We start from the raw sequence: 22509 nt of genomic DNA on the forward strand, positions 1-22509 counted from the left end.
ATAAAAGATAGTAAAGAAGACGATCAAAAAAGGAAATAAAAAAAGGCTGTCATCTCGACAACCAATCTCAACTTTTTAACCATAAATCTAATACCATGAAAAACACAGTACAAAGATATATTGTGTTTCTGCTCAATACAATACCATATTTATGGTAAATGATAATCAAAAAGGCTTACTTTACTTTTTCTGAAAAATAAAAAATGTTAACTTTGAAGATAAAAGTAACAAACGCCTAGATATCATAAACTATGAGAAAAATAGTATTCATTCTGCTTACATTCCTATTCCTATATTCGTGTTCCGATGGCAATGATCTTGTTAAAGATGATGGTGATGATTCCGGCAACGGTAATAATTCTTCTTCGGTAAAAATCTCTTTAAAGGCAAAGGCGCAAGAGGCTAATATCCATACTATGATGGAATTTTACTTAGTGCCCGGTGAAGACTGTACAATGCTCGATATAATGGAGAGCTACGACTCTTTGGTTTGGCGTATAGAAGGAGAAAAAGGGCGTCTTAATTTGCTGTCTCATGGCGATAATTGGATGTCTTTAACGAATAAATGGGTACACTCTTTTTATGAAGAGAGCCACGGAAATGTTATCCTTGAGGGTTTTAAGGATGGTAAGGTAGTATTATCCGATTCGGTGAAAATTGATGTATACAATAAACGTGATTTTCTTGGATACAATTGGAAAGATATTACTTCTTCAACACATCGTACAGGAATAGCAAACATATTGAAACCTGAATTGGAAATTTCTTTTATAGAAAGGTATATCGATGGATTGCCTTCTTTATATGTCTATTTTGAGCCTGCTTGGGAAGTTGGTAGAGATGAAAAATTATCAAAGATTTTTTATACTCAGAATCAAGAGACCTTGATAAGAAACTATATTTCGAAGCTATACGGCGATCCGAAGTTCAGTTTCGAAAAAGATGCGGATAAACTTGTAGAATCATATCATAAGATATTTAAACAAGAAGAAGATGCTTACACACCTAGATATGTTTGGGAAACAAAAACAACCAATATTGCCTTAGTTTCAAAACACTTAGACTGGGGAGACTATCAAGCATATTATATTTATGCCGAACCCAGAAGCAATTGAGAGTCGTATAATCATATAATAAAATAAGACCCATCTCATAAAGGTGGGTTTTGTATTTATTTGTAACTTTAATACCGATTATAAAACTACCGATATGAAAAATATACATCTTATCTATTTTAGTCCTTCCCTGTCTACTCGCAAGATAATCCGCGAGATCGGCAAAGAGATGGGTGCAACGGTTAGAGAACATGACGTTACAATGGGATTCCCCGATACCTTGAACATCGAGAGTCATGATCTTGTCATATTTGGTATTCCTGTTTATGCAGGACGTGTACCTCAATTGGCAGTTGACGCATTTGAGAAGATAAAAGGCGATAAGACTCCCGCCGTGTTGGTATGCGTGTATGGCAACAGAAACTATGATGATGCCCTTCTTGAACTCAAAGATATATCCGAAGCAAATGGCTTTGTGCCCATAGCAGCAGGTGCTTTTATTGCACGCCATTCTATCTTCTCCGATGTTGCTGTGGGGCGTCCCGATAAGGAAGACAAGCAGGAGATTCAAAAATTTGCACAAGAATGTTTCCGATTATATCAATCTTACGACAAAAACAAACAATATAGCTTGCCAGACGTTAAAGGTAATTATCCCTATCGTGAACCAACACAGGGAGGATATGTCCCTACAGGTGATGATAGGTGCGACGATTGCGGAACATGTGTAAGTCAATGTCCCACAAGTGCCATACCAAGGAGTAATCCCAAAGTGACGAATATGGATTTATGCATCCGTTGCGCACGTTGTATTACTCTATGTCCTGAGCATTCGCGTGCGTTTAGAGGCGAATTATACGAAACTGTAAAAGCGAAATTTGCACCGCTTATGGCTGCACGAAAAGAGCCGGAAGTGTATATGTGTAAAATATAAAGGCGATATGAAAAGTGTAAAATGGGGTATAATAGGCGCAGGAGCCGTATGTGAAAGAAAAAGCGGACCTGCATTTTATGAGATAGAGCATTCATGGTTGCGGGCTATTATGCGCCGTGATGCAGAAAAAGCAGCGGATTTTGCCAAGCGTCACGGTGTAAGGAGATATTATACCGATGCCGACCAATTGATCAACGATCCGGAAGTGAACATTGTATATATAGCTACTCCGCCATATTTGCATAAAGAATATGCAATAAGAGTGTTGCAGGCAGGTAAGCCTGTTTATGTAGAGAAACCAATGGCCATGAGTTACGCCGAATGTCTCGAGATAGTAGACGTAGCGAAGCAGGCCAATCAGAAGTTATTTGTAGCACATTATCGCAGAGCACTGCCTTATTTCCTGAAAGTAAAAGATCTGATCGACAGTCAGGCTATCGGTAAGATTTTAACAGTCAATGTTCGTCTCTTCCGTCCTGCCAGTGCTTCCGATATGGATAAGCAGCAGCAGACGTGGCGGCTAAAACGTGAGATAGCAGGCGAAGGTTATTTTTTCGACCTCGCTCCACATACGCTCGATATACTCGATTTTCTTTTAGGTGAGATCACCGATGCCAAAGGGTATTATAGCAATCTGGGGGGATACTATGACGTTGCAGACACTCTGTCCGCAATTTTACAGTTCAAGTCGGGCGCGCAAGGTGTTGCCGAATGGTGCTTTATATCGTCCGAAAAGACGAGAGAAGATACGATCACCATTACAGGAACAGAAGGTTCTATTCGTTTCAGCACTTTCCAGTTTACGCCTATTCTCTTATCATCAACCGATAGAGAGCAGTTCTTTATGCCGGCTCAACCCGATCATATTCAACAACCGCTCATTCAGACAATAGTAGATGAACTCAGAGGTTCTTGTACGTGCCCATCTACCGGAGAGACCGCATTAAGGACGGCAAAGGTGATGGATATGATAATAGGGAAGATATAAATTGCAGCGATTTATCTGAGCCTCTTTCTCTCAAAGATGACCCGCGAGCAAGCCCAGTATACAACTACACTTACCGCGCACAGTCCCGAAGCAACCATATATAGTGTTTCGAAGGAAAAATATCCTGTGAGGTAACCACCTACCAGCATACCCAGTGCCAGGCCCAGATCGAACCCGATGAGGTAAGTCGAGTTGGCTGTCCCTCGCTGATTATTTTCGGCAAGATTGATATATAGTGTTTGCAGTGCCGGAAACATCATCCCGAATCCCACACCGATAAACAGCCCCGATATGCAGAAGGCATAAATATTATGAACCAGAGCAAATACAAGAAAAGCAATAGCAACGATAGCCATTGCCGATACATTTACCTCGTGTATCTTGCCTTTATCAACCAGTTTTCCCGCAAAGACGCGCGAAGCAATAATACCGCCCGCCCAAAACAGGAAGAAAATCCCCGCATTAGGAATACCTATTCCCTTGCCATACTGCGCAACGAACGGGCCTATCGTACCCCATGCAAAGCAGGGTAGGAGTTGGTTGAGGAATATAGGCCAGCCCTTGATGAGGAAAAAGCGGTCGAACGAAATTTTCTGTCTTTCTACTTTTGTCTTTATCGGTGCTTTTATAAGCGATACGGTGATAATACCCAGTGCTCCCATTGCAATGGCGCACCATAGCAATACATCAAACCCATAATGATTGTATATATGGATGGCTATAAAAGGGCCGATGGCCATCGCTACATTCATAAATGTACCATAGTAGCCAATGCCCTCTGCTCGCCGCTCTGAGGGAACAACATCTATCGCCAGCGTGCTCGACGATACGGTAGACAATCCCCAAGTGATGCCATGTATGAAGCGGACAACAATGAACAGTAAGACGGTTGTTGCCCAAAAATATCCGAAGAATATAAGTACATAGCACGAAAAAGCAATCAGCAGTATCTTCTTGCGAGAATATAAGTCTACGATAAATCCCGAAAAAGGACGAACAAACATCAGCGCAATGGCATACGATGCCAGCACAATACCCGTTTGAGATTGGGGAACGCCCATCTGTTCGGTAATATATAGAGGTATGGATGGCATTAGCAGATTGAATGAGCATGCCATCAGGAAGTTAGCCAAACATACATTGAGATAGCTTAACGACCAAAGTTTTGCTTTTTGTGACATATACGGTGTTGCCTAAAAACAAAATGCTTCCGATAATCAGAAGCATTCATTATACAATTATTTGATAAATCTTACCTGATTCCTAATTTCTGTTTTACTAACAATGTAGCATTAGTAGCGTCCGGAGTAACGAATGCTATAGACGGATTGGCAAGATCGTAAATACATACGAATCCGTTTTCGATACCTACCTGATAGATAGCATCCTTTAGTCTCTGGCGGAGAGGTTCTATCAGGGCTTTTTCCTGATTTTGGATATCCTCTTGTGCCACTTTCATAAAATCATTGATTTGACGCTCAAGCTCGTAAAGTTCTTGCATACGGCGCAAACGGATATTTTCCGCCATAGATGTCTGATATGATATGAAGTCAGAATATTTTTTATTATAATCATTCTGCATAACCTTCATCTCTTCCTTATACTTGTTATTCAGGTCGATCAACTGATTCGATGCTTTCACCTTTTCGGGCATAGCTTCGAGTAACTCGTTCGAATTAATAAACGCAATCTGCTGAGCAGTTTGAGCTGCCAGATCTTTCGCAAAAAATAAAGGAAGAATTATAAGGGTAGATATAAGAATAATTTTTTTCATCATGATGATTTGTCGTTTCTGTGTGTGACAATTTTCAAAATCTGACGAAGAAATTTTTGTAATCAACCGCAAAACTGATTGATAGTTGTGTGTTTCGGTGGCATGGTTAGTACCACCGACCTTCAAGGCAAGATTTGCTTGTAACAACTATCAATTGGTTTCTTAGGTTAAATCTTTATTATATTGGATACAAAGGTATACAATAATTTAATATTACAAAGTTTTCTTCACTTCTATTTCTTCAAATGGCTCAATAATGTCGCCAACTTTTATATCATTGTAGTTGTGGATGTTCAAACCGCACTCATATCCCGATGCAACTTCTTTCACATCGTCTTTGAAGCGTTTGAGCGATCCCAGCTCTCCCGAATAGATCACGATACCGTCGCGGATAAGGCGAATCTTGTTTGCACGTTTCAGCTTTCCTTCTTTCACCATACAACCGGCAACTGTTCCCACCTTCGTGATCTTGAACACTTCGCGTACTTCCACATATCCGGTTTGTACTTCTTTGATTTCAGGAGATAACATACCTTCCATCGCCGACTTCACTTCTTCTATAGCATCGTAGATGATAGAATATAAGCGGATTTCAACACCATCCTTGTCTGCGGATCTGCGTGCAGCCTGTGACGGACGCACCTGGAACCCGATAACGATAGCGTCTGATGCGGCAGCCAGCGTGATGTCTGATTCCGATATCTGACCTACGGCTTTGTGTATTACATTCACCTGTATCTCTTCTGTCGACAGCCTGATCAGTGAGTCTGCAAGAGCCTCTACCGAACCATCCACGTCACCTTTCACAATCACGTTGAGCTGTTGGAAGTTACCGATAGCAATACGGCGACCTATATCATCGAGAGTAAGTATTTTCTGTGTACGCAGACCTTGTTCGCGTTGTAGCTGTTCACGTTTTGTGGCTATTTCGCGGGCTTCCTGTTCTGTTTCCAGCACATGGAATATATCACCGGCCTGTGGAGCACCATTAAGACCTAGTATGAGTGCAGGAGCGGCTGGCGCAGCTGCATCTGTCGGTTGGTTACGCTCGTTAAACATTGCTTTTACACGACCGTAATATGTTCCTGCCAATACGATATCTCCTTTTTTGAGTGTACCGTTTTCTACAAGTACGGTAGACAGGTACCCTCTCCCTTTGTCGAGAGACGACTCGATAACCGATCCGGTAGCTCTCCTGTTAGGGTTTGCTTTCAGATCTAGAAGTTCAGCTTCCAATAGTACTTTTTCGAGTAGTTCATCTACGCCGAGACCTTGTTTTGCCGAGATATCTTGCGACTGGTATTTTCCACCCCAGTCTTCTACAAGGTAGTTCATTCCTGCCAGTGTTTCCTTTATCTTTTCAGGATTGGCACTTGGCTTGTCTATTTTGTTGATAGCAAACACGATTGGTACGCCTGCCGCTGCTGCGTGGTTTATTGCTTCCACGGTTTGAGGCATGACGCTGTCGTCGGCTGCTACAATGATAATTGCTATATCTGTTACTTTTGCTCCACGTGCACGCATCGCCGTAAAGGCTTCGTGACCCGGAGTATCGAGGAATGTGATACGTCTTCCCGATTTCAGTTTAACGTTGTATGCCCCGATGTGCTGGGTGATTCCCCCTGCTTCGCCGGCAATCACATTTGTTTGGCGTATGGTATCCAGTAGCGATGTTTTACCGTGGTCTACGTGTCCCATTACGGTAACGATAGGAGCACGAGGTTCCATATCTTCCGGATTATCTTCTTCCTCGTTTATTGCTTCCACTACTTCGGCACTTACGTATTCGGTTTCGAATCCGAATTCTTCGGCAACGATGTTGATCGTTTCAGCATCTAGTCGTTGGTTGATAGACACCATGATACCGATACTCATACAAGTAGAGATAACTTTTATCACAGGTACATTCATCATGTTGGCGAGGTCGTTGGCGGTTACAAATTCTGTAATCTTCAACACCTTGCTTTCGTGCATCTGTTGTTCGAGTTCCTCCTGTTGTCTTTGAGATACAGCTTCACGCTTCTCCCTTCTATATTTAGCCCCTTTGTTTTTTCCGCCTTTGCTAGTCAAACGCGCCAGGGTTTCTTTTATTTGTTTTTGTACGTCTTCTTCGTTTACGGCATGCTTGATGATAGGCTTGCGTACGCTGCGTTTCGATCTGTCACCTCCGGCATTTGGCTGTTGTTGTCCGCCACCGCCACCTTGAGGTATAGCTCCTTTCTCGATATCGACTTTTCCTTTTTTGATCCGATTGCGTTTTTTCTTCGATGCGTCATCATTGTCATCGTTGATCGCTTTTCGTTTCTTCTCTTCGTCTGTTTCTTTTTTCAACAGGCGAACAGTGTTTTCTTTCACCCTTTTCTGATCTTGCATTTCTTTTTCCAAGCGTTCTTTTTTCTTTTCGGCTTTGGTTTTCTTTGCAGGACGGGTTTTGTCGTTTATCGAACTTAGATCGATAGAGCCTTTTACAACAATGTTTGATTTTATTGTTGCCTTATTCAGCCTGAATATCTTATCTCCCTTTTCTTCAGTTTCTTCATTTGCGGGAGCTGTAGACGTTGGTTGAGGTTTATCCTCTTTTTCTTCGTCTTTCTCAATAATGGCTTTTTCTTCTTTTTGTATAAACACAGGTTCTTCTTTTGGTGTTTTTTCTATAGCCGGTTGCTTTATTTCTTCTTCGGCCTTAGGCTCTTCTTCTACTTTTTCTACAATAGGAGCCGGGGCTTCTGCTACTTCTATTTCTGGGGCTTTTACTTCAGGAACCTCAACCTTTGGTGCTTCAACAACCGGAGCCTCCACCTCAGGGGCTTGCTCTTCTTGTTTCACTTCTACTCTTTTTGGTCTGTTCAGAGCATCGAGATCAATCTTATCCACAATCTGCACATGCGGCTTAATGGATTCGGGTATCTCTGTTCTGATCACTTCCGGTTCACTTTGAGCTTTGGCTTCTTCCTCTTCTTTCTTAGCCTGAGCTTTGACAAGCTCTTTCTTTTCTTCTCGTCTGCTTAATAGTGCATCGATGTCGGAGTCTCGTCCGAATTCTTTTACCAGCAATTCGTATTGTTCACTGCCAATTTTAGTATTCGGGTTTGATTCTACATCAAAGCCTTTCTTATGTAGGAATTCAACAAGGCTGCTGATTCCTACATTCAAATCTTTGGATATTTTTATTAATCTTATCGACATATATTTTTTTTAATTCTAAAAATAGACAGTGAACCCAATAAATGCTTCTGAAAACAGATGAGGTTGGCTTTCTCCAAATACAAAAGTATTAAGAAATCAGCTAATCACCAAATAAAGCTTAAGCTTCATCATCAAATTCGGCACGTAAAATATTGAGTACTTCGTCTACAGTGTTTTCTTCAAGGTCGGCTTCCTGTATGAGTTTGTCTCTGTCGGTAGCCAACACGTTTTTAGCTGTAACACAACCAATTTTTTTCAATTGATCGATAACCCATCCGTCGATTTCGTCGCGGAACTCGTCTAAGTAGATATCTTCTTCGTCGAAGTCGTCGATGTCGCGGTACACATCTATCGTGTATCCGGTAAGCATACTGGCCAGCTTGATATTGAAACCGCCCTTACCGATAGCAAGTGATACTTCTTCGGGACGCAACAATACTTCTGCACGTTTTTCTTCTTCGTTGATCTTCACCGAAGTTATTTTGGCTGGGCTAAGAGCACGTTGTATATACAGGTTCATATTCGACGTATAGTTGATAATGTCGATGTTTTCGTTACGCAACTCTCTCACGATTCCATGTATACGCGATCCTTTCATACCCACGCAGGCACCCACAGGGTCGATGCGCTCGTCGTACGATTCTACGGCTACTTTGGCTCTTTCTCCCGGTATGCGGGCTATGTTTTTTATTGTGATCAGTCCGTCGTTTATTTCAGGAACTTCGAGCTCGAGCAATCTTTCGAGGAATGTCGGTGAAGTTCTTGATAAAATAATCTTCGGATTGTTGTTCTTATTGTCAACTCTTTCTACTACTGCACGAACATGCTCGCCTTTGCGGAAAAAGTCGCTAGGGATCTGTTCTGTTTTAGGCAAAAGAAGTTCTTCTTTTTCGTCATCGAGCAGCAGGATTTCTTTTTTCCATATCTGGTAGACTTCACCCGATACGATTTCACCTATCTTCTCTTTGTAACGGTTATATAAGCTTTCTTTTTGCAGCTCAAGTATTTTGGATGTCAACGTCTGGCGAAGGTTGAGGATGGCACGACGTCCGAAGTCTTCGAAAAACACTTCGTCTGTCACTTCTTCTCCTACCTCAAAGTCTTCGTCTATCTTTTTGGCTTCCGAAAGTGCAATTTCTGTATTATCATCCTCTAATTGATCGTCTTCTACGATGACACGGTTGCGCCATATCTCAAGGTCTCCTTTGTCGGGGTTGATGATTACGTCATAATTATCATTCGACCCAAACAGTTTTGCTATTACATTGCGGAAAGAGTCTTCGAGCACACTGATCATAGTCATTCTGTCTATGCTCTTCAGTTCTTTAAATTCTGAAAATGTATCAATTAGATTGATAGTTTCTTTCTTAGCCATGGTTGTTATTTAAATCTTATTAAATATTTTGTATGTTTTACGTCTTGATAAACAAAAGAGAAATCTTCGTCTACTGCAACTTTCTTTTTCCCTCCATCGGGTTTCACCATCTTGGTAACGGTAATTACAAAAGAATTATCGTCGCACGATTTGAGTACACCCGAAAGTTTTTGTCCTTTCTTCGTCAGCACTTCCACTTCGTTACCAATATTTTTCTTGTACTGGCGTGGTATTTTTAGAGGAGAAGTAATACCTGCCGATCCTACTTCGAGCTCAAAATCTTCCGCATCCCTGTCCAGATGCGATTCTATATTACGGCTCAATGCAATGCAGTCGTCAATGCTTACACCTTCGTCGCTGTCTACTTCTACAACAATAGCATTGCCGGGCTTTACCACTACATCTACAAGAAACATTGTTGTTCCTTCGAGATATTTCTCTGTGATATCTTTAATGAGTTCTTTTTCTATCATCTTTTTACCAAGTAATAAAAAAAGGAAGCCATAGCCTCCTTCTCTCCCTTTTGTATTTCGGATACAAAATTAGGGAATTTTATTTTTTTTTCCAAATTTTGGAAGCGAATATCTTGATCTTAAGATTTTTTATTTATACAGGTTGAGTATATTCCCCGCCGATTTGCTTCCTGTTAACGGCTTTTACTCCCTTTATTTTGGCTAAGCGAGCGCATAATGCTTGCAAATCGTTCACATCGTGAACGTTTACCACGATTCGCCCTTCAAATACACCATCGTTGGATTCTATGCTCATATTTTTGATATTCAGTGATCCTGCCGTAATCACTTTTGTGATGTCGTTGAGCATTCCTATGCGGTCGATACCGTTTATGGTGATTGCCGAAATGAACGGAAATTGTGTATAGCTACCCCATTCGAGGTTTACAATCCTGTTGCCGTGGCTGGCTTTTAACTTGAGTGCTACGGGGCAGTTTATGCTGTGTACTTCTACTTCGTTGTTGTCTGTAATATATCCGATTACCTTGTCGCCCGGAATAGGGTTGCAACAGGTTGGCATTATAAAATTCTTGTTGAAAGAATCTTCTTCGAGGATATATGTTTTTTTGGGATCTATCGGTTCGTTCTCCGATATTTTTGTTTCTGCTTTCCCTATCTTTTTGCCTACATGCAATGCCTGTTTCATGTAGCTGAATATGCCATTGTTAGGGTTTTGCCTTTTTAGGGTCAGCAGCTTTTCTATTTTCTGAGGCAGTGCTATTTCTTGGTTGCCGATAGCATAGAAAAGGTCTTCTTTATTCGTTTTCTGATAGTAGTCCATCATTTTGTCGAGGATGGGCTGCGTGATCTCTATCGTTGAACCTTCTGTGCTTTTGTAAAGCATTTCCTCTCCTTGCTTAGCGATGTCCCTTTTCAGTTTTCGCAGAGCATATTCTACCTTTGTGCGGGCTTTGGCAGTAGTAACGATGCTCAGCCATTCCAGCTTAGGAATCTGCGATTTGGATGTAAGTATTTCTACCTGATCTCCGCTTTTTAGCTTTTCACTTAGCGGAACAAGCTTATGATTTACTTTGGCGCCGATGCAATGGTCTCCGATGTCGGAGTGCAGATCGTAAGCAAAGTCTAAAGCTGTGGCTCCCTGCGCCAATGTCCTGATTTCACCTTTTGGGGTGAATACGAATATTTCTTGCGAAAAAAGATTAAGCTTTATTGTATCCAGAAAGTCCAAAGCATTGGGGCTTGGGCTTTCCAGTATTTCCTGAATTGTTTTCAGCCACTTGTCTAGCTCGGTATCTTCTTCTATTTTACCTTCTTTGTATTTCCAATGTGCCGCAAAGCCTTTTTCTGCTACATCGTCCATTCGGCGGCTGCGTATTTGTATTTCGACCCACTGCCCGTCGGGTCCCATTACGGTGAGGTGCAGTGCTTGATAACCGTTGGCTTTAGGGCGGCTTACCCAGTCTCGGATACGATCGGGGCGAAGCTTGTAAATATCTGTTATGACGGAATATATATCCCAACATCGCTTTTTCTCGTCTACACCGAGTTCGTTTTCAAAAATGATGCGGACAGCGAATATATCATATATCTCCTCGAATGGTACACCTTTGGCTTGCATCTTATTCCAGATAGAATATACTGATTTGTCTCGAGCCCTGATTTCGTATTTGAATCCAAGCTCATTCAGTTTTTCTATAACCGGTTGTGCAAAATGCTCGTAGAGGTCTTTTCTGGAGAGGTGTGTTTCTTGAAGTTTGGATGATATTTCCTGGTATATTTGTGGATTTTCCCATTTGAAGCTGAGTTCTTCAAGTTCTGTTTTTATGGCAAATAGTCCTAAGCGATGGGCGAGGGGAGCATAAATAAACATGGTTTCTCCGGCTATCTTGTATTGCTTGGCCGGCGCCATAGACCCCAATGTGCGCATGTTGTGCAGGCGGTCGGCTATCTTGACCAGAATAACACGGATATCGTCCGACATGGTAAGGAGCAGTTTCCTGAAATTCTCGGCCTGTGCCGAAACATTCTCTCCAAACATACCACTCGATATCTTTGTGAGCCCGTCTACAATCTGAGCTATTTTTTCGCCAAAGAGAACTTTTATATCTTCTACTGTATATTCGGTATCTTCTACCACGTCGTGCAGCAATGCCGCACAGATGGATGTGGAACCCAGCCCTATCTCACCGCAGACAATGCGTGCGACGGCTATCGGGTGCATAATATATGGCTCTCCCGAGCGGCGACGGGCTCCTTTGTGAGCCTCCTTTGCCAGAAGGAAAGCTTTGGTTATAATTTCTACCTTGCGCCTGTGGTTCGTCTTAAGATAATCATCGATCAGACCGTTAAATTCCGACTCGATGGCTAAATCATCATTCGTATGTGTATCCTCTTTACCCATAAATATTCAGTAAGGATACAAAAATAATAAATTCAACGATAATTAACAGCAAGAGTGTTGTAATAAAGTGGTTTTAACAATAATGTTTTATTTCCTTATTAGTTGCCGGCTGTAAGCGTTTCGTCTTTCGTTGGCTGTTGGGCTTTGATATTAGATGCACCTTCGGTTCTACTGTCGGGAAGAATGATTAATAATCGTTGTCCAACCTTTGCTACATTCGATGACAGCTTATTCCAAGTTATGATCTCCTTTTTTGTTACATTATAGCGTGAAGCTATCTGTGTAATGGTTTCTCCAATTCTTACTTTGTGGTATATAATTTTGGATTCGCCTGCCGAGCGGGTTTCTTTAGCAGTAGAGTTGTCATCCTCATCGTCTTCATCGTCTGAAGCTATGCGTACACGAGGAAGTTGAGACTCATCTCGTTCTGTTCCTACTTTTTTCAGGTAGGTATCGAACAGTGATGCTGTAAAGGCTGTGTCGATTTCTACTGTTGGCAATATTGGCTCACTCAGTTTGTTTTGCACAGCTACTTCTTCTTCTACCTCAATATATTTCGTTTTCTGAATCTTTAGTTGCTTACCGGCTATCAGGCTATTGCTTTTTATATTGTTCCATTTTTTTAGCTGAGCCACTGTTGTTCCGTTTTTCTTTGCTATCCCTGCCCAAGTATCACCTCTGCGAACTTTGTAGTATGAGGTTACTGTTTTGGCTTCGGTTTTTTTAACGGTATTTACCGACTTATTGCTAGTGTTGTCCGAGCTTTGGGTATTGGATGCCAATACTGCTTCGCCTGATTGTTGTTCTGCCTTTTGCGGAACTTCACGATATATTTTCAGGCGTCTGCCTACTGTCAGTTTGTTAGAAGACAGGCTATTCCATTGTTTTATCTGATTGGATGTTACTCCGTATTTGCTTGCCAGCTTAGATAGTGTGTCTCCTCTTTTTACCCGATAAGTAATTGTTTTGGAGCCGGATGTGCCTCCGCCAACTACGTCTAATCCTGCAACCTTGCGGTGCGGCATCAGCTCTTCAAACTTATGAGCATATATTGTATCCTTGTTTTCTATAAATGCAGATACTTTTTGTATTGGCAGGTTCAGCGCATATCCTTTGTATTCGCCGGGTATTATGTCGCTCTTAAACTGGGGGTTGAACTGGCGCAAGTCGTCAACAGATACATTTATTATATCGGCAATTTGCTGGAAGTGCACGTTTTTATTAATCATCAACGAGTCCATCGATGCCGGATTGCTGCATTCTATAGGGCAGATATTATGATCGTTGTAATAATTCATTATATATGTAGCAGCAATAAATGCAGGTACATATCCTCTGGTTTCGCGGGGCAGATAAGGGTAGATAGCCCAATAGTCGGTTTGTCCGCCACTGCGTCGTATGGCTTTGTTTACATTTCCCGGTCCGCAGTTGTATGCAGCAATTACAAGATTCCAGTCGCCATAGATAGAGTATAAATCTTTTAGGTATTTGGCTGCGGCATTTGTCGACTTCATCGGGTCGCGGCGTTCGTCTACCAAACTGTTTATCTCCAGATCGTACATCTTTCCGGTACTTGCCATGAATTGCCAAAGTCCTGTTGCTCCTACTCTTGAGCGGGCAATAGGATTGAGTGCCGATTCTATAACGGGCAGATATTTTAGTTCGAGAGGTAATCCTTCACGGTCGAGAGCTTCTTCGAATAGAGGAAAATAAAACTTTCCTTCACCCAGCATGTAGCTCACCTGGTTTTTTCTACGTCCGGCATACATTTCTATATAGCTTCTGACTACAGGATTGAATACCATTTCCATCTTGGTGGGCAGGCTATACAAGCGGCGGATGTAAATCGAATCGTCAAAAATGATTGGCAGGTCGCTTAGCGATTTGCAATCGTCTCCATATTTAACATTTTTACTCCATGTAGACAACAACTGGTCGTAATTTTGCTCCATGTCTGCAGGGAAAACAATCGAATTGTCTGTGATTGTGTCGCGTAATGCGAGAGATTTGCGATTACTTTGCCCGACGACTGCGAGTGAGCAGCCAATAAGAAATCCGGTAAATATAATTTTTCTCAGCATAAGTGTTTTTTTATGATACATAGCAAGGGATAGGAACCCTGCTTAGTTTAAAAATTTATAATACATTGAAGCCCGAAAGCGGCTTTAGAATAGGGTGTCGGTATCCAGATCATGGGTTCAATCCGCATGGATAGATCCGGAGACATATCAAAATCATATAATTGAGCATCGACATACGCGTCGATCATACATAGTGCATATACTCCAACCGAAGCAATAATAGCCAAGTCGCGATTTCTTCTGAAAAAGTCCTTCTGACGTTTGAATATATCAATATAACGTTGCTTATTTGCTTGGATATCTTTATTGCTATAATAATTCAGATAGCTGGTTCCTGTACCCAATACCAGGTCTTTATAAGCCTGCGAATACTCGTTGTACCGTGCTCCATTCCATGTTATGGCATAGGTAAGCCCTAATGCGCCTCCATAGATAATGGGTAGTTTCCAGTATTTGCGGTTATAAATTTGCCCTGCTCCGGGGAAGATAGCCGAGTATAAGACTGCCTTTTTAGAGTCAGGCTTAAACTCAGGTTTGCCAATCGTAATTATAGAATCAGCTAATACCACTACAGGTTTTTCCTTTATCAGCGGAGATACGGTATCACTCTTGATAGCGTTTTCTTTTGCTTCCCGCCGTGCATTTTTGAGAATGGTAGAATCGTTTGGAAGTGCCTCCTGAGCATTGCTACTCAGACAAAAGTTCCCTAAAACGCAACACAAACCAATTATTAACCCCTTCCTCATATAGATATTACGGAGAATACTTCGTTTTATTTTTTTAATTGGTCAAAAATAGCTATAATTTTTTCCAGATCTTCTTCCGACTTGAAAGGGATGCTTATTTTCCCTTTTCCTTTTTCGTTGCAAGTCAGTTGAACCTTTGTAGAAAAGAATTTTGATAAATGGTCTTTCAACAATTCAAATTCTTCGGGTGTCGCCTTTTTTATCCCCGCTTTTTTTACGGTTTCTACTGCTTTCTCTTCTTTAAGCAGATCTTCAAGCTTTTCTCCCTTGCTGATAGCTCTTACGTATTCTTCTACTTTGCGCACCGACAGTCCTTCTTCAAGTATCAGTTCGTATACTTCGAGCTGAGCCGCAGGGTCTTCGAGAGTGACAAGTGTGCGGGCGTGTGCCATATCTATCTTCTTGTCTCTGATGCCCATTTGTATTTCAGCCGGAAGCTTCAACAAGCGCAGATAGTTGGCTATTGTTGTCCTTTTCTTTCCTACACGTTCGCTTAGTCGTTCCTGTGTAAGATCATATGTTTCTATCAGATTCTGATATGCCAAAGCTATTTCTATCGAGTTGAGGTCTTCACGCTGGATATTTTCCACCAGGGCCATCTCCATCACATTTTCGTCCTCTGCCGTTTTTATATATGCAGGGATTGTAGTCAGGGAGGCCATGAGTGAAGCTCTGTAGCGACGCTCTCCGGCTATGATCTGATATGAATCTTCGTTTATTTTTCGTAAAGTAATTGGCTGTATAACACCTATCTGCCGAATAGAAGATGCAAGCTCTTGTAATGCTTCGTCATCAAAAATACGTCTTGGCTGATCGGGATTAGCCTGTATTTTCGACAATTCTATTTCGTTGATAGAGGAAGAGCCTTCGGTCTTTACTTCGTCAATGGCAATCAGTGCATCGAGTCCTCTTCCTAAAACCATTTTTTTAGCCATAATTGTTAGTTATATATTCTACAGAAAAACAAAGTTAAGAATTTTTCTCAATAAGCTCTTGCGCCAGCTGCATATGATTGATCGCTCCTTTGGAGGCTGCATCATATACTAATACCGGCTGAGCGAAACTTTGCGATTCGCTGAGCTTGATATTTCGCTGTATAACGGTAGTAAATACCAAGTCTTGGAAGTGGTTTTTCACCTCTTCATATATTTGGTTTGCCAAACGTAAACGGGCATCGTACATCGTGAGAAGGAATCCTTCTATTTCTAATGCCGGGTTTAGCTTGTTCTTTATTATCTTTATTGTATTCAGTAATTTGCTGATTCCTTCGAGGGCGAAATATTCGCACTGCACGGGTATGATGATAGAGTCTGCCGCTGTAAGCGCATTTACTGTAATCAGCCCCAATGACGGAGAGCAGTCGATGAGTATAAAATCATAATCGGCCTTCATGGGAACTAACACTGCCGCTAGTTGTTTTTCCCTATTTTCTATATTCAGCATTTCCAGTTCGGCACCTACCAGATTGATGTGCGAAGGCAGTACATCAAGGCGTTCTATGTCGGTCTTTACGATTGCATCTTTGGGCAATGCTGTACCGATAAGGCATTCATAGATCGTTTTGTTTACTTTCTTTATGTCTACCCCAAGTCCGGAAGATGCATTTGCTTGAGGGTCGGCGTCTACTACCAGTACCTTTTTTTCGAGTGCTGCCAATGATGCCGCCAAGTTGATTGTGGTGGTGGTTTTTCCTACGCCACCCTTTTGATTAGCTAATGCTATAATTTTACCCATAGAGAAAGTTAATAATAAAATTTCCGAGGACAAATTAAATAAATAAAAATAGGATTTAGAAGTTAAATATGTGTAACAAGATATTTTTTGTTGAAAAGTCAGGCAGATTGTTAATAAAAGCCGAGCGCATTTATCTGCTTGTACACCAAAAGCTATGAATTAACAGCCAATAGTTTTTTCACGCTTTTCAGCCAGCCCTGATAGTCGAATCGGGCAACAGCCTTGTGGAGGTCTGCACTGTATTTAACGGATAGGGTAGGGTTGTCCAAAACCATCTTCATGCCCTGATAAACTCCTTCGGTACTATTATCTACAAGAATGCCGTATTTGCCTCCGTCTACAATGTCGGCGGGGCCTCCGCAGTTAGTTGTTATCACAGGTGTTTTTAGTGCCATCGACTCGAGTAAGGCGAGTGAAAAGCTTTCTCTCTCTGATACACATAGCGACCATTTGCATTGTAATATATAAGGAAAAGGATTGTCGATGCGTCCTTTCAGCGTGATTGTGTCCTGTAGGTGTAATATTGCAATAGAATCTTGCATCGATTGGCTATCCATGCCTTCGCCTATTATATATACATGGAAATCATACCCTTCTTCTTTTAACTTCCTTGCTGCACTAATCAGTCTGTCGGTGCGCTTTTCGGGAGAAGTGCGTGTCAGTAATATGAAGTTGGTTTGTCCTTGCGGTAGGGTTTCTATCGTTTGTTTCGATTTTTCTATCGCTTTTGTAAGGTCTATAGCGTTGTATAATACCCGTATATCCTGATTGGGACTTGTTCCATTGTGCAACACCGAGAGGTATGCGTTTTTGGCTGCATCCGATACGCATATTATTTTATCGAAATGGTTGTATGACGTTTGCACAAGCTTTAATTGCTTCTTGTTGAGCCATACGGAAAATTTATCTCGCAAAGAATCTGTTTCGTATATCCGTTTATATAAAATATTGTGTATCCATAAAATTTTAGGTAATTGCATCTTGCTGAATATACGAGCAAAGAATGTTTCTTTGAAACAAACGATATGGTCGTAGTCAGATTCTTTTATGCCTTTCCATTTCGCAAACAAGCGGGGAAAGAATACCATAAAATTCTCTCCCAACTTTTTTTTCAGGTGCGATGTATTCTCTTTGTATATATACTTTATGGTAATGGATTGTGATATTTCTTCGATCAATATATTCTTGTCCGAAGGCATTGGCAAAAGAAGCGTGATCACACACTCTTTACCTGCCAGATGATTGAGCAGGCTCACCAATAGCTTTTCGGTTCCGCCTGTTTCCATGCCATCGTTGAAGAATAAAATACGTTTCATCTAAGAAATTATTTTAGCTACAGCTTCTACCCAATGCGGCTCACTGTTGAGGCAAGGGATATATGTAAGGTCTGTACCTCCTTGTTTTAGGAACAGTTCTTTTGTCCTTATGTCTATATCGTATAATGTTTCCAGATTGTCGGCAGCAAAGCCCGGAGCAACCACCAGCAGTTTCTTCTGACCTTCTTCTGCCAGTTCTTTTACTATTTCATCCAAGTCGGGGCCCAGCCATTTCTTGCCCATCGCCGAGTGGTAGGTTTGGCGGGTTTTCTTCGTGTCTATACCCAGCTCCTTGATCACAAGCCTCACTGTTTCTTTGGTTTGATATACGTAGTCGAATTCTTTCCCTTTCTTCCAGCCTTCTTCTACATGGTCGAGCGGCAGGCTATGGAAACTGAAAATAATTTTGTCGTATTCTTTTTCGATATATGGTCGTATACTTTCGGCTAAAGCAGAAATATAGGCAGGATGATTGAAGTACGGCTCTATAAATTTTAGTCTGAAAGGGTATGGACGTTTAAAAAACTCTTTGCCAACCTGATCTACCGCTGTCTTGTACGATGATTCTGCATACTGTGGAAACAGTGGGAACACAACCACCTCGTGCAATCGGTTATTCTTGCTCATCAGGTAATCGAGTGCGGCTGTCGTATCGGGCTGTCCGTATCTCATGGCGGGTTCGGTGGGGAGACCTGTGAGCTCTTCCAGCTTTTCGGACAATTGTTTTGCCTGATGTATCAATGGTGAGTCGTCGAGCGAATTGTCCCAGATGAGTTCGTAATGCGCTGTAGAGCTGAACTGACGGAGCGGAATAATAATTCCGTTGACCAAGATAGGTCGAAACCAATCGGGAACGGTCATCACATAGGGGTCTGAAAGCATCGATCGGATAAAGAATTTTACATCTTTTCGTTCACATGTCTTCGGACTGCCTGTATTTACTATTAATACTCCTCTCATTTTTCTTCTAAAAAAGACACCATACACTCCCGGAAAGGAAAATATGGTGTCGCGTTATTATATAAATATCTTATAAACTAACTATACATATGTTTCCAAAAGTAGGACATTGCCTTCGGGGCTGATGCTTACGCTTTGTGTGTCGGCAGGGATAAGGATTGTTTCGCCTTGCTTCACACTCAGGTCGTTGCCTTTGTTGTCTCGTATATTGCAAGCACCTCCCATACAAATATAAGCAACAAATGAGTCATTGTCACTATAGTCTCTTGTAATATCTTTGGTAAGCTCAAGCAGATTGGTTGTGAAATATCTGCACGATTCCAGTTCTACCGGTTGATTTTCCTTGCGGGTATATGCTGTTTGGTAGCTGTCGTACAATTTATAATCGATAGCATCCTTTGCCAGTTCGGTATGCAGTTCGCGTCCGTTACCGTTGGCATCTTTACGGTTGTAGTCGTAGATGCGGTATGTGATGTTCGATGTTTGTTGTATTTCGGCGATGAATGTTCCCGCACCGATTGCATGAACACGTCCGGCAGGCAAGAAGAATACATCTCCTTTTTTAACGTCATGTTTTGCAAGATAATCTACAAATGTATTGTCTTCAATGCTTTTTACATATCCATCGGGAGTTATTTCTTTTTCGAATCCCGAATACAGGAATGCGCCCGGAGCAGCATTGATAACATACCACATTTCGGTTTTCCCGAAAGAGTTGTGTCTTTTCTTTGCCAGTTCATCGTCAGGATGTACCTGTATCGACAGATTGTCGCGTGCATCTATAAACTTGATAAGCAAAGGAAATGTAGTGCCGAACGTTTCGAAATTCTTCTTTCCGAGCAACTGCTCTTTGTATGTAGAAATAATTTCGTCGAGACTTTTGTTTTCCAACGCACCGTTGGCCACTACCGAAACGTTGCCTTCCACACTCGATATTTCCCAGCTTTCGCCGATCCCTTCCTGAAGCGGGCTTACGTTTTTAAACTTACATATTTCGTCTCCCCCCCAGATGATAGATTTGAGGATAGGTTTAAATTTTAATGGGTATAAACTCATTTGGTTGAATATTTATTTTTGTGATTACACGGAATATCCGTGATTGCGATTAATCTATTTTCGTGATTTCCGATCAGTATACTTACGTTTATTGTATGCTTTTCAAGAAATCAGAACAAAAATAGTCAATCTTTTTATTATTATCCGTTATTATTTAATTTACCTAAATAAGTGCAATCTTTATTTATAAAAATTTAATATATTCGTAGAAACTTACTAAGCACACAAACTTACAGTTACACGATAATAGAGTACACTATGAATTTTATTTTTGGAACAAGGGGAACGTCTGCTTCTCCTATTCACACAGGACAGTCATGCCCTGCATGTGGTAAGGAAGATTCTATTCTGATGATGCCATATCAGCGTTATTTTCATCTGCTTCAGATTCCTTTATTTCCCACAACTAAACACTTCATTCCTGTTTGTTGTTCATGCGAAACATCGTTTACTATTCAACAATTTCCCGTGACGGACGAAATTCGCAATCGGTTTAGAACTCCTCGGTGGATATTCATTATGCCATCTGTGCTCGCACTACTAGTCATCTTTATTCTTGTATGGGTTGTAATAAACGCTATATCCGGCGAAGTGGATATAAAAGACAAAGTAGAGAATCCACAGGTCGGTGACGTTTACTATGTGAGGTACGACAAAAATGAATATAGCCTGATGAAGGTTGCGTCATTTACGGTCGATTCTATTTATTTTTATTTATCTCCCGGTAGAGCCGAAGATAGAGGGCTGGATATGCTGCCCGGAGTTGATGTTTATGATACAATCTTAAAGAAGGGTTTTTCGAAGAATGAACTGAAATATAATTCGGTGAAAGAAGTGGTAATATTGAAGATTGAAAGATGAAAATTGCCTTAAAGATAGACTCCTTCTACCTTTAAGGCAACTTGTTTTATCTGATAGCTAGTCTATTTTTCTCAGTACAAAAGCTGTACGCGCAGGTATATACAACTTGAGCCAGCCTTTTCCGTCTTTGTGGTATAGCTCGTCATGTATAGTGAAGTGTTCTATACTGTCGTCCGTCAGGCCATTACCTCCAAAAGCGAGAGAGTCGGTATCGAGCACCACCTGATATTTTCCTTCGGGAGCAAGGAATCCATAATCGTAGAACGATTGGCTCGGGTTGAAACTGAAAACAAATATCAGATTGCCACGCATGTAGGCGAGCACCTGGTCTTCGTCCTTATCCCACAATCTTATAATAGGTGTTTGCTCAAATTTCTTTTCCGATTTTAGAAGCGAAAGCATGGCTTTATCAAAGTCGCCCAAATAATGATAGCGCAGGTCTTTGTTGTCGGCCAGCCACCATTGTCTGCGGGCATACTTGTGCGACCACCCATTGCCCTCGCGAGGGAAGTCTACCCATTCGGGATGCCCGAATTCGTTACCCATAAAGTTGAGGTAGCCACCATTGATTGTTGAGGCAGTTGCAAGGCGTATCATTTTATGCAGCGCTATTCCTCTGTCGGTGGCATACGAGCTGCCGTAATGCTTCGACATATACCAATACATATCAGAGTCTATGAGCCTGAATATTATTGTTTTGTCGCCTACCAATGCTTGGTCGTGGCTCTCGGCATAAGAGATTGTTTTCTCTTCCTCACGGCGATTTGTCAGTTCCCAGAATATGCTTGTAGGATGCCAGTCTTCGTCTTTTCGCTCTTTGATGATTTTTATCCAGTAGTCGGGTATGTTCATCGCCATGCGGTAGTCGAAGCCGTATCCGCCGTCTTTTATCTTCGTAGCCAGCCCCGGCATGCCGCTTACTTCTTCTGCTATGGTAATGGCGTTTGGACGTACTTCGTGGATTAGCTTGTTTGCCAATGTAAGGTAGCAAATGGCATCGTCGTCTTCGTTGCCGTTGTAGTAGTCCTCATAGCCGCTAAAGTTATCTCCCAGTCCGTGCGAGTAATAAAGCATAGAGGTGACCCCATCGAAACGGAATCCGTCGAAGTTGTATTCCTCGAGCCAAAACTTACAGTTGGAAAGCAGGAAGTGTATGACCTGACTTTTTCCATAGTCGAAAATCAATGAATCCCAAGCCGGATGCTCGCGCCTGCTGCCTCCATGAAAATATTGGGTGTAAGAACCGTCGAATCGCCCAAGTCCTTCTTTTTCATTTTTTACGGCATGCGAGTGTACGATATCCATAATCACGGCTATACCCATCGCATGCGCATCGTCTATCAGGTGCTTTAACTCGTCGGGTGTGCCAAAGCGTGAAGATGCCGCAAAAAAGCTGGAGACGTGATATCCGAACGACCCGTAATACGGATGCTCCTGTATAGCCATTATCTGGATAGCATTATAGCCGTCTTCTTTGATACGGGGAAGCACATTTATTCTGAACTCTTCGTATGTACCCACTCTTTCGTCTTCTACAGCCATCCCTATATGGCACTCGTAAATCAGAAG

18 protein-coding genes are annotated in these 22509 nt (G+C 41.7%); 4 read left to right on the forward strand and 14 right to left on the reverse strand.

Translation table 11 applies throughout. From position 1 onward, the window contains the following. Positions 1–251: 251 nt before the first annotated feature. From BGO84_RS02935 to BGO84_RS02945, 3 genes are all read left to right on the forward strand, one after another. Positions 252–1115: a hypothetical protein gene (locus BGO84_RS02935; RefSeq protein ID WP_291027516.1), complete on the forward strand. Its 864-nt coding sequence runs from the start codon at positions 252–254 to the stop codon at positions 1113–1115. Positions 1116–1209: 94 nt separating this feature from the next. Further along, a complete protein-coding gene (locus BGO84_RS02940; RefSeq protein WP_291027518.1) occupies positions 1210–1989 on the forward strand; it encodes a 4Fe-4S binding protein in 780 nt (259 codons plus the stop codon). A 7-nt stretch (positions 1990–1996) separates the two neighbouring features. Continuing rightward, a complete protein-coding gene (locus tag BGO84_RS02945) occupies positions 1997–2977 on the forward strand; it encodes a Gfo/Idh/MocA family oxidoreductase (RefSeq protein ID WP_291027520.1) in 981 nt (326 codons plus the stop codon). Positions 2978–2988: 11 nt separating this feature from the next. Here BGO84_RS02945 and BGO84_RS02950 read toward each other — a convergent pair whose 3' ends face one another. The 13 genes from BGO84_RS02950 to BGO84_RS03010 all read right to left on the reverse strand — a co-directional run bounded on the left by BGO84_RS02950 (position 2989) and on the right by BGO84_RS03010 (position 20079). Then, positions 2989–4158: an MFS transporter gene (locus BGO84_RS02950; protein WP_291027522.1), complete on the reverse strand. Its 1170-nt coding sequence runs from the start codon at positions 4156–4158 to the stop codon at positions 2989–2991. Positions 4159–4229: 71 nt separating this feature from the next. Then, on the reverse strand, positions 4230–4754 hold the full coding sequence (locus BGO84_RS02955) for an OmpH family outer membrane protein (RefSeq protein ID WP_006843393.1): 525 nt from the start codon (positions 4752–4754) through the stop codon (positions 4230–4232). Positions 4755–4964: 210 nt separating this feature from the next. Next, positions 4965–7937, reverse strand: coding sequence for a translation initiation factor IF-2 (gene infB, locus BGO84_RS02960; RefSeq protein WP_283685821.1), 2973 nt, complete (start codon positions 7935–7937; stop codon positions 4965–4967). 118 nt (positions 7938–8055) lie between these two features. Beyond that, complete coding sequence (gene nusA / locus BGO84_RS02965; RefSeq protein ID WP_135104724.1) at positions 8056–9312, reverse strand: transcription termination factor NusA; 1257 nt, start codon at positions 9310–9312, stop codon at positions 8056–8058. Positions 9313–9317: 5 nt separating this feature from the next. Further along, positions 9318–9785 carry a ribosome assembly cofactor RimP gene (gene rimP, locus BGO84_RS02970; protein ID WP_283685822.1) on the reverse strand — a complete coding sequence of 156 codons (468 nt, stop codon included), beginning with the start codon at positions 9783–9785 and terminating at the stop codon, positions 9318–9320. 133 nt (positions 9786–9918) lie between these two features. After that, positions 9919–12186 (reverse strand): RelA/SpoT family protein, encoded by a 2268-nt coding sequence (locus BGO84_RS02975; RefSeq protein WP_135104726.1) that lies wholly within the window; start codon positions 12184–12186, stop codon positions 9919–9921. Positions 12187–12284: 98 nt separating this feature from the next. Beyond that, positions 12285–14267 (reverse strand): LysM peptidoglycan-binding domain-containing protein, encoded by a 1983-nt coding sequence (locus tag BGO84_RS02980; RefSeq protein ID WP_291027524.1) that lies wholly within the window; start codon positions 14265–14267, stop codon positions 12285–12287. 47 nt (positions 14268–14314) lie between these two features. Beyond that, a complete protein-coding gene (locus BGO84_RS02985; protein WP_291027526.1) occupies positions 14315–15013 on the reverse strand; it encodes a DUF5683 domain-containing protein in 699 nt (232 codons plus the stop codon). Positions 15014–15039: 26 nt separating this feature from the next. Beyond that, the gene (locus BGO84_RS02990) at positions 15040–15948 is read right to left on the reverse strand and encodes a ParB/RepB/Spo0J family partition protein (RefSeq protein WP_135104729.1); all 909 of its coding nucleotides are present in this window, start codon (positions 15946–15948) and stop codon (positions 15040–15042) included. 34 nt (positions 15949–15982) lie between these two features. Beyond that, positions 15983–16747, reverse strand: a complete 765-nt coding sequence (locus tag BGO84_RS02995; protein WP_135104730.1) for an AAA family ATPase — start codon at positions 16745–16747, stop codon at positions 15983–15985. A 152-nt stretch (positions 16748–16899) separates the two neighbouring features. Continuing rightward, complete coding sequence (locus tag BGO84_RS03000; RefSeq protein WP_291027528.1) at positions 16900–18063, reverse strand: glycosyltransferase; 1164 nt, start codon at positions 18061–18063, stop codon at positions 16900–16902. Then, on the reverse strand, positions 18064–19023 hold the full coding sequence (gene hemH / locus BGO84_RS03005; protein ID WP_135104732.1) for a ferrochelatase: 960 nt from the start codon (positions 19021–19023) through the stop codon (positions 18064–18066). It abuts the gene before it with no gap. A gap of 81 nt (positions 19024–19104) precedes the next feature. Next, positions 19105–20079 (reverse strand): type I phosphomannose isomerase catalytic subunit, encoded by a 975-nt coding sequence (locus BGO84_RS03010; RefSeq protein ID WP_135104733.1) that lies wholly within the window; start codon positions 20077–20079, stop codon positions 19105–19107. Positions 20080–20337: 258 nt separating this feature from the next. Between BGO84_RS03010 and BGO84_RS03015 the strand changes: the two genes are divergently transcribed. Further along, positions 20338–20940, forward strand: a complete 603-nt coding sequence (locus BGO84_RS03015) for a hypothetical protein (protein WP_291027530.1) — start codon at positions 20338–20340, stop codon at positions 20938–20940. Positions 20941–20997: 57 nt separating this feature from the next. On the opposite strand, the gene BGO84_RS03020 is transcribed toward BGO84_RS03015, so the two are convergent. Then, positions 20998–22509: alpha amylase C-terminal domain-containing protein (locus BGO84_RS03020; RefSeq protein WP_291027532.1), on the reverse strand; the 1512-nt coding region annotated here is incomplete at its 5' end.

This window comes from Dysgonomonas sp. 37-18, assembly GCF_001899125.1.
Lineage (GTDB): Bacteria > Bacteroidota > Bacteroidia > Bacteroidales > Dysgonomonadaceae > Dysgonomonas.

Bases quoted from the DNA above. Each gene is read 5' to 3' on its own strand.
- BGO84_RS02955 (WP_006843393.1), bottom strand. From the start codon at position 4,754: ATGATGAAAAAAATTATTCTTATATCTACCCTTATAATTCTTCCTTTA.
- hemH (WP_135104732.1), bottom strand. From the start codon at position 19,023: ATGAGAGGAGTATTAATAGTAAATACAGGCAGTCCGAAGACATGTGAA.
- BGO84_RS02950 (WP_291027522.1), bottom strand. From the start codon at position 4,158: ATGTCACAAAAAGCAAAACTTTGGTCGTTAAGCTATCTCAATGTATGT.
- BGO84_RS02945 (WP_291027520.1), top strand. From the start codon at position 1,997: ATGAAAAGTGTAAAATGGGGTATAATAGGCGCAGGAGCCGTATGTGAA.
- BGO84_RS03010 (WP_135104733.1), bottom strand. From the start codon at position 20,079: ATGAGTTTATACCCATTAAAATTTAAACCTATCCTCAAATCTATCATC.
- BGO84_RS02980 (WP_291027524.1), bottom strand. From the start codon at position 14,267: ATGCTGAGAAAAATTATATTTACCGGATTTCTTATTGGCTGCTCACTC.
- infB (WP_283685821.1), bottom strand. From the start codon at position 7,937: ATGTCGATAAGATTAATAAAAATATCCAAAGATTTGAATGTAGGAATC.
- BGO84_RS02995 (WP_135104730.1), bottom strand. From the start codon at position 16,747: ATGGGTAAAATTATAGCATTAGCTAATCAAAAGGGTGGCGTAGGAAAA.
- BGO84_RS02940 (WP_291027518.1), top strand. From the start codon at position 1,210: ATGAAAAATATACATCTTATCTATTTTAGTCCTTCCCTGTCTACTCGC.
- BGO84_RS03015 (WP_291027530.1), top strand. From the start codon at position 20,338: ATGAATTTTATTTTTGGAACAAGGGGAACGTCTGCTTCTCCTATTCAC.
- BGO84_RS02985 (WP_291027526.1), bottom strand. From the start codon at position 15,013: ATGAGGAAGGGGTTAATAATTGGTTTGTGTTGCGTTTTAGGGAACTTT.
- BGO84_RS03000 (WP_291027528.1), bottom strand. From the start codon at position 18,063: ATGAAACGTATTTTATTCTTCAACGATGGCATGGAAACAGGCGGAACC.
- BGO84_RS02935 (WP_291027516.1), top strand. From the start codon at position 252: ATGAGAAAAATAGTATTCATTCTGCTTACATTCCTATTCCTATATTCG.
- rimP (WP_283685822.1), bottom strand. From the start codon at position 9,785: ATGATAGAAAAAGAACTCATTAAAGATATCACAGAGAAATATCTCGAA.
- BGO84_RS02990 (WP_135104729.1), bottom strand. From the start codon at position 15,948: ATGGCTAAAAAAATGGTTTTAGGAAGAGGACTCGATGCACTGATTGCC.
- nusA (WP_135104724.1), bottom strand. From the start codon at position 9,312: ATGGCTAAGAAAGAAACTATCAATCTAATTGATACATTTTCAGAATTT.
- BGO84_RS02975 (WP_135104726.1), bottom strand. From the start codon at position 12,186: ATGGGTAAAGAGGATACACATACGAATGATGATTTAGCCATCGAGTCG.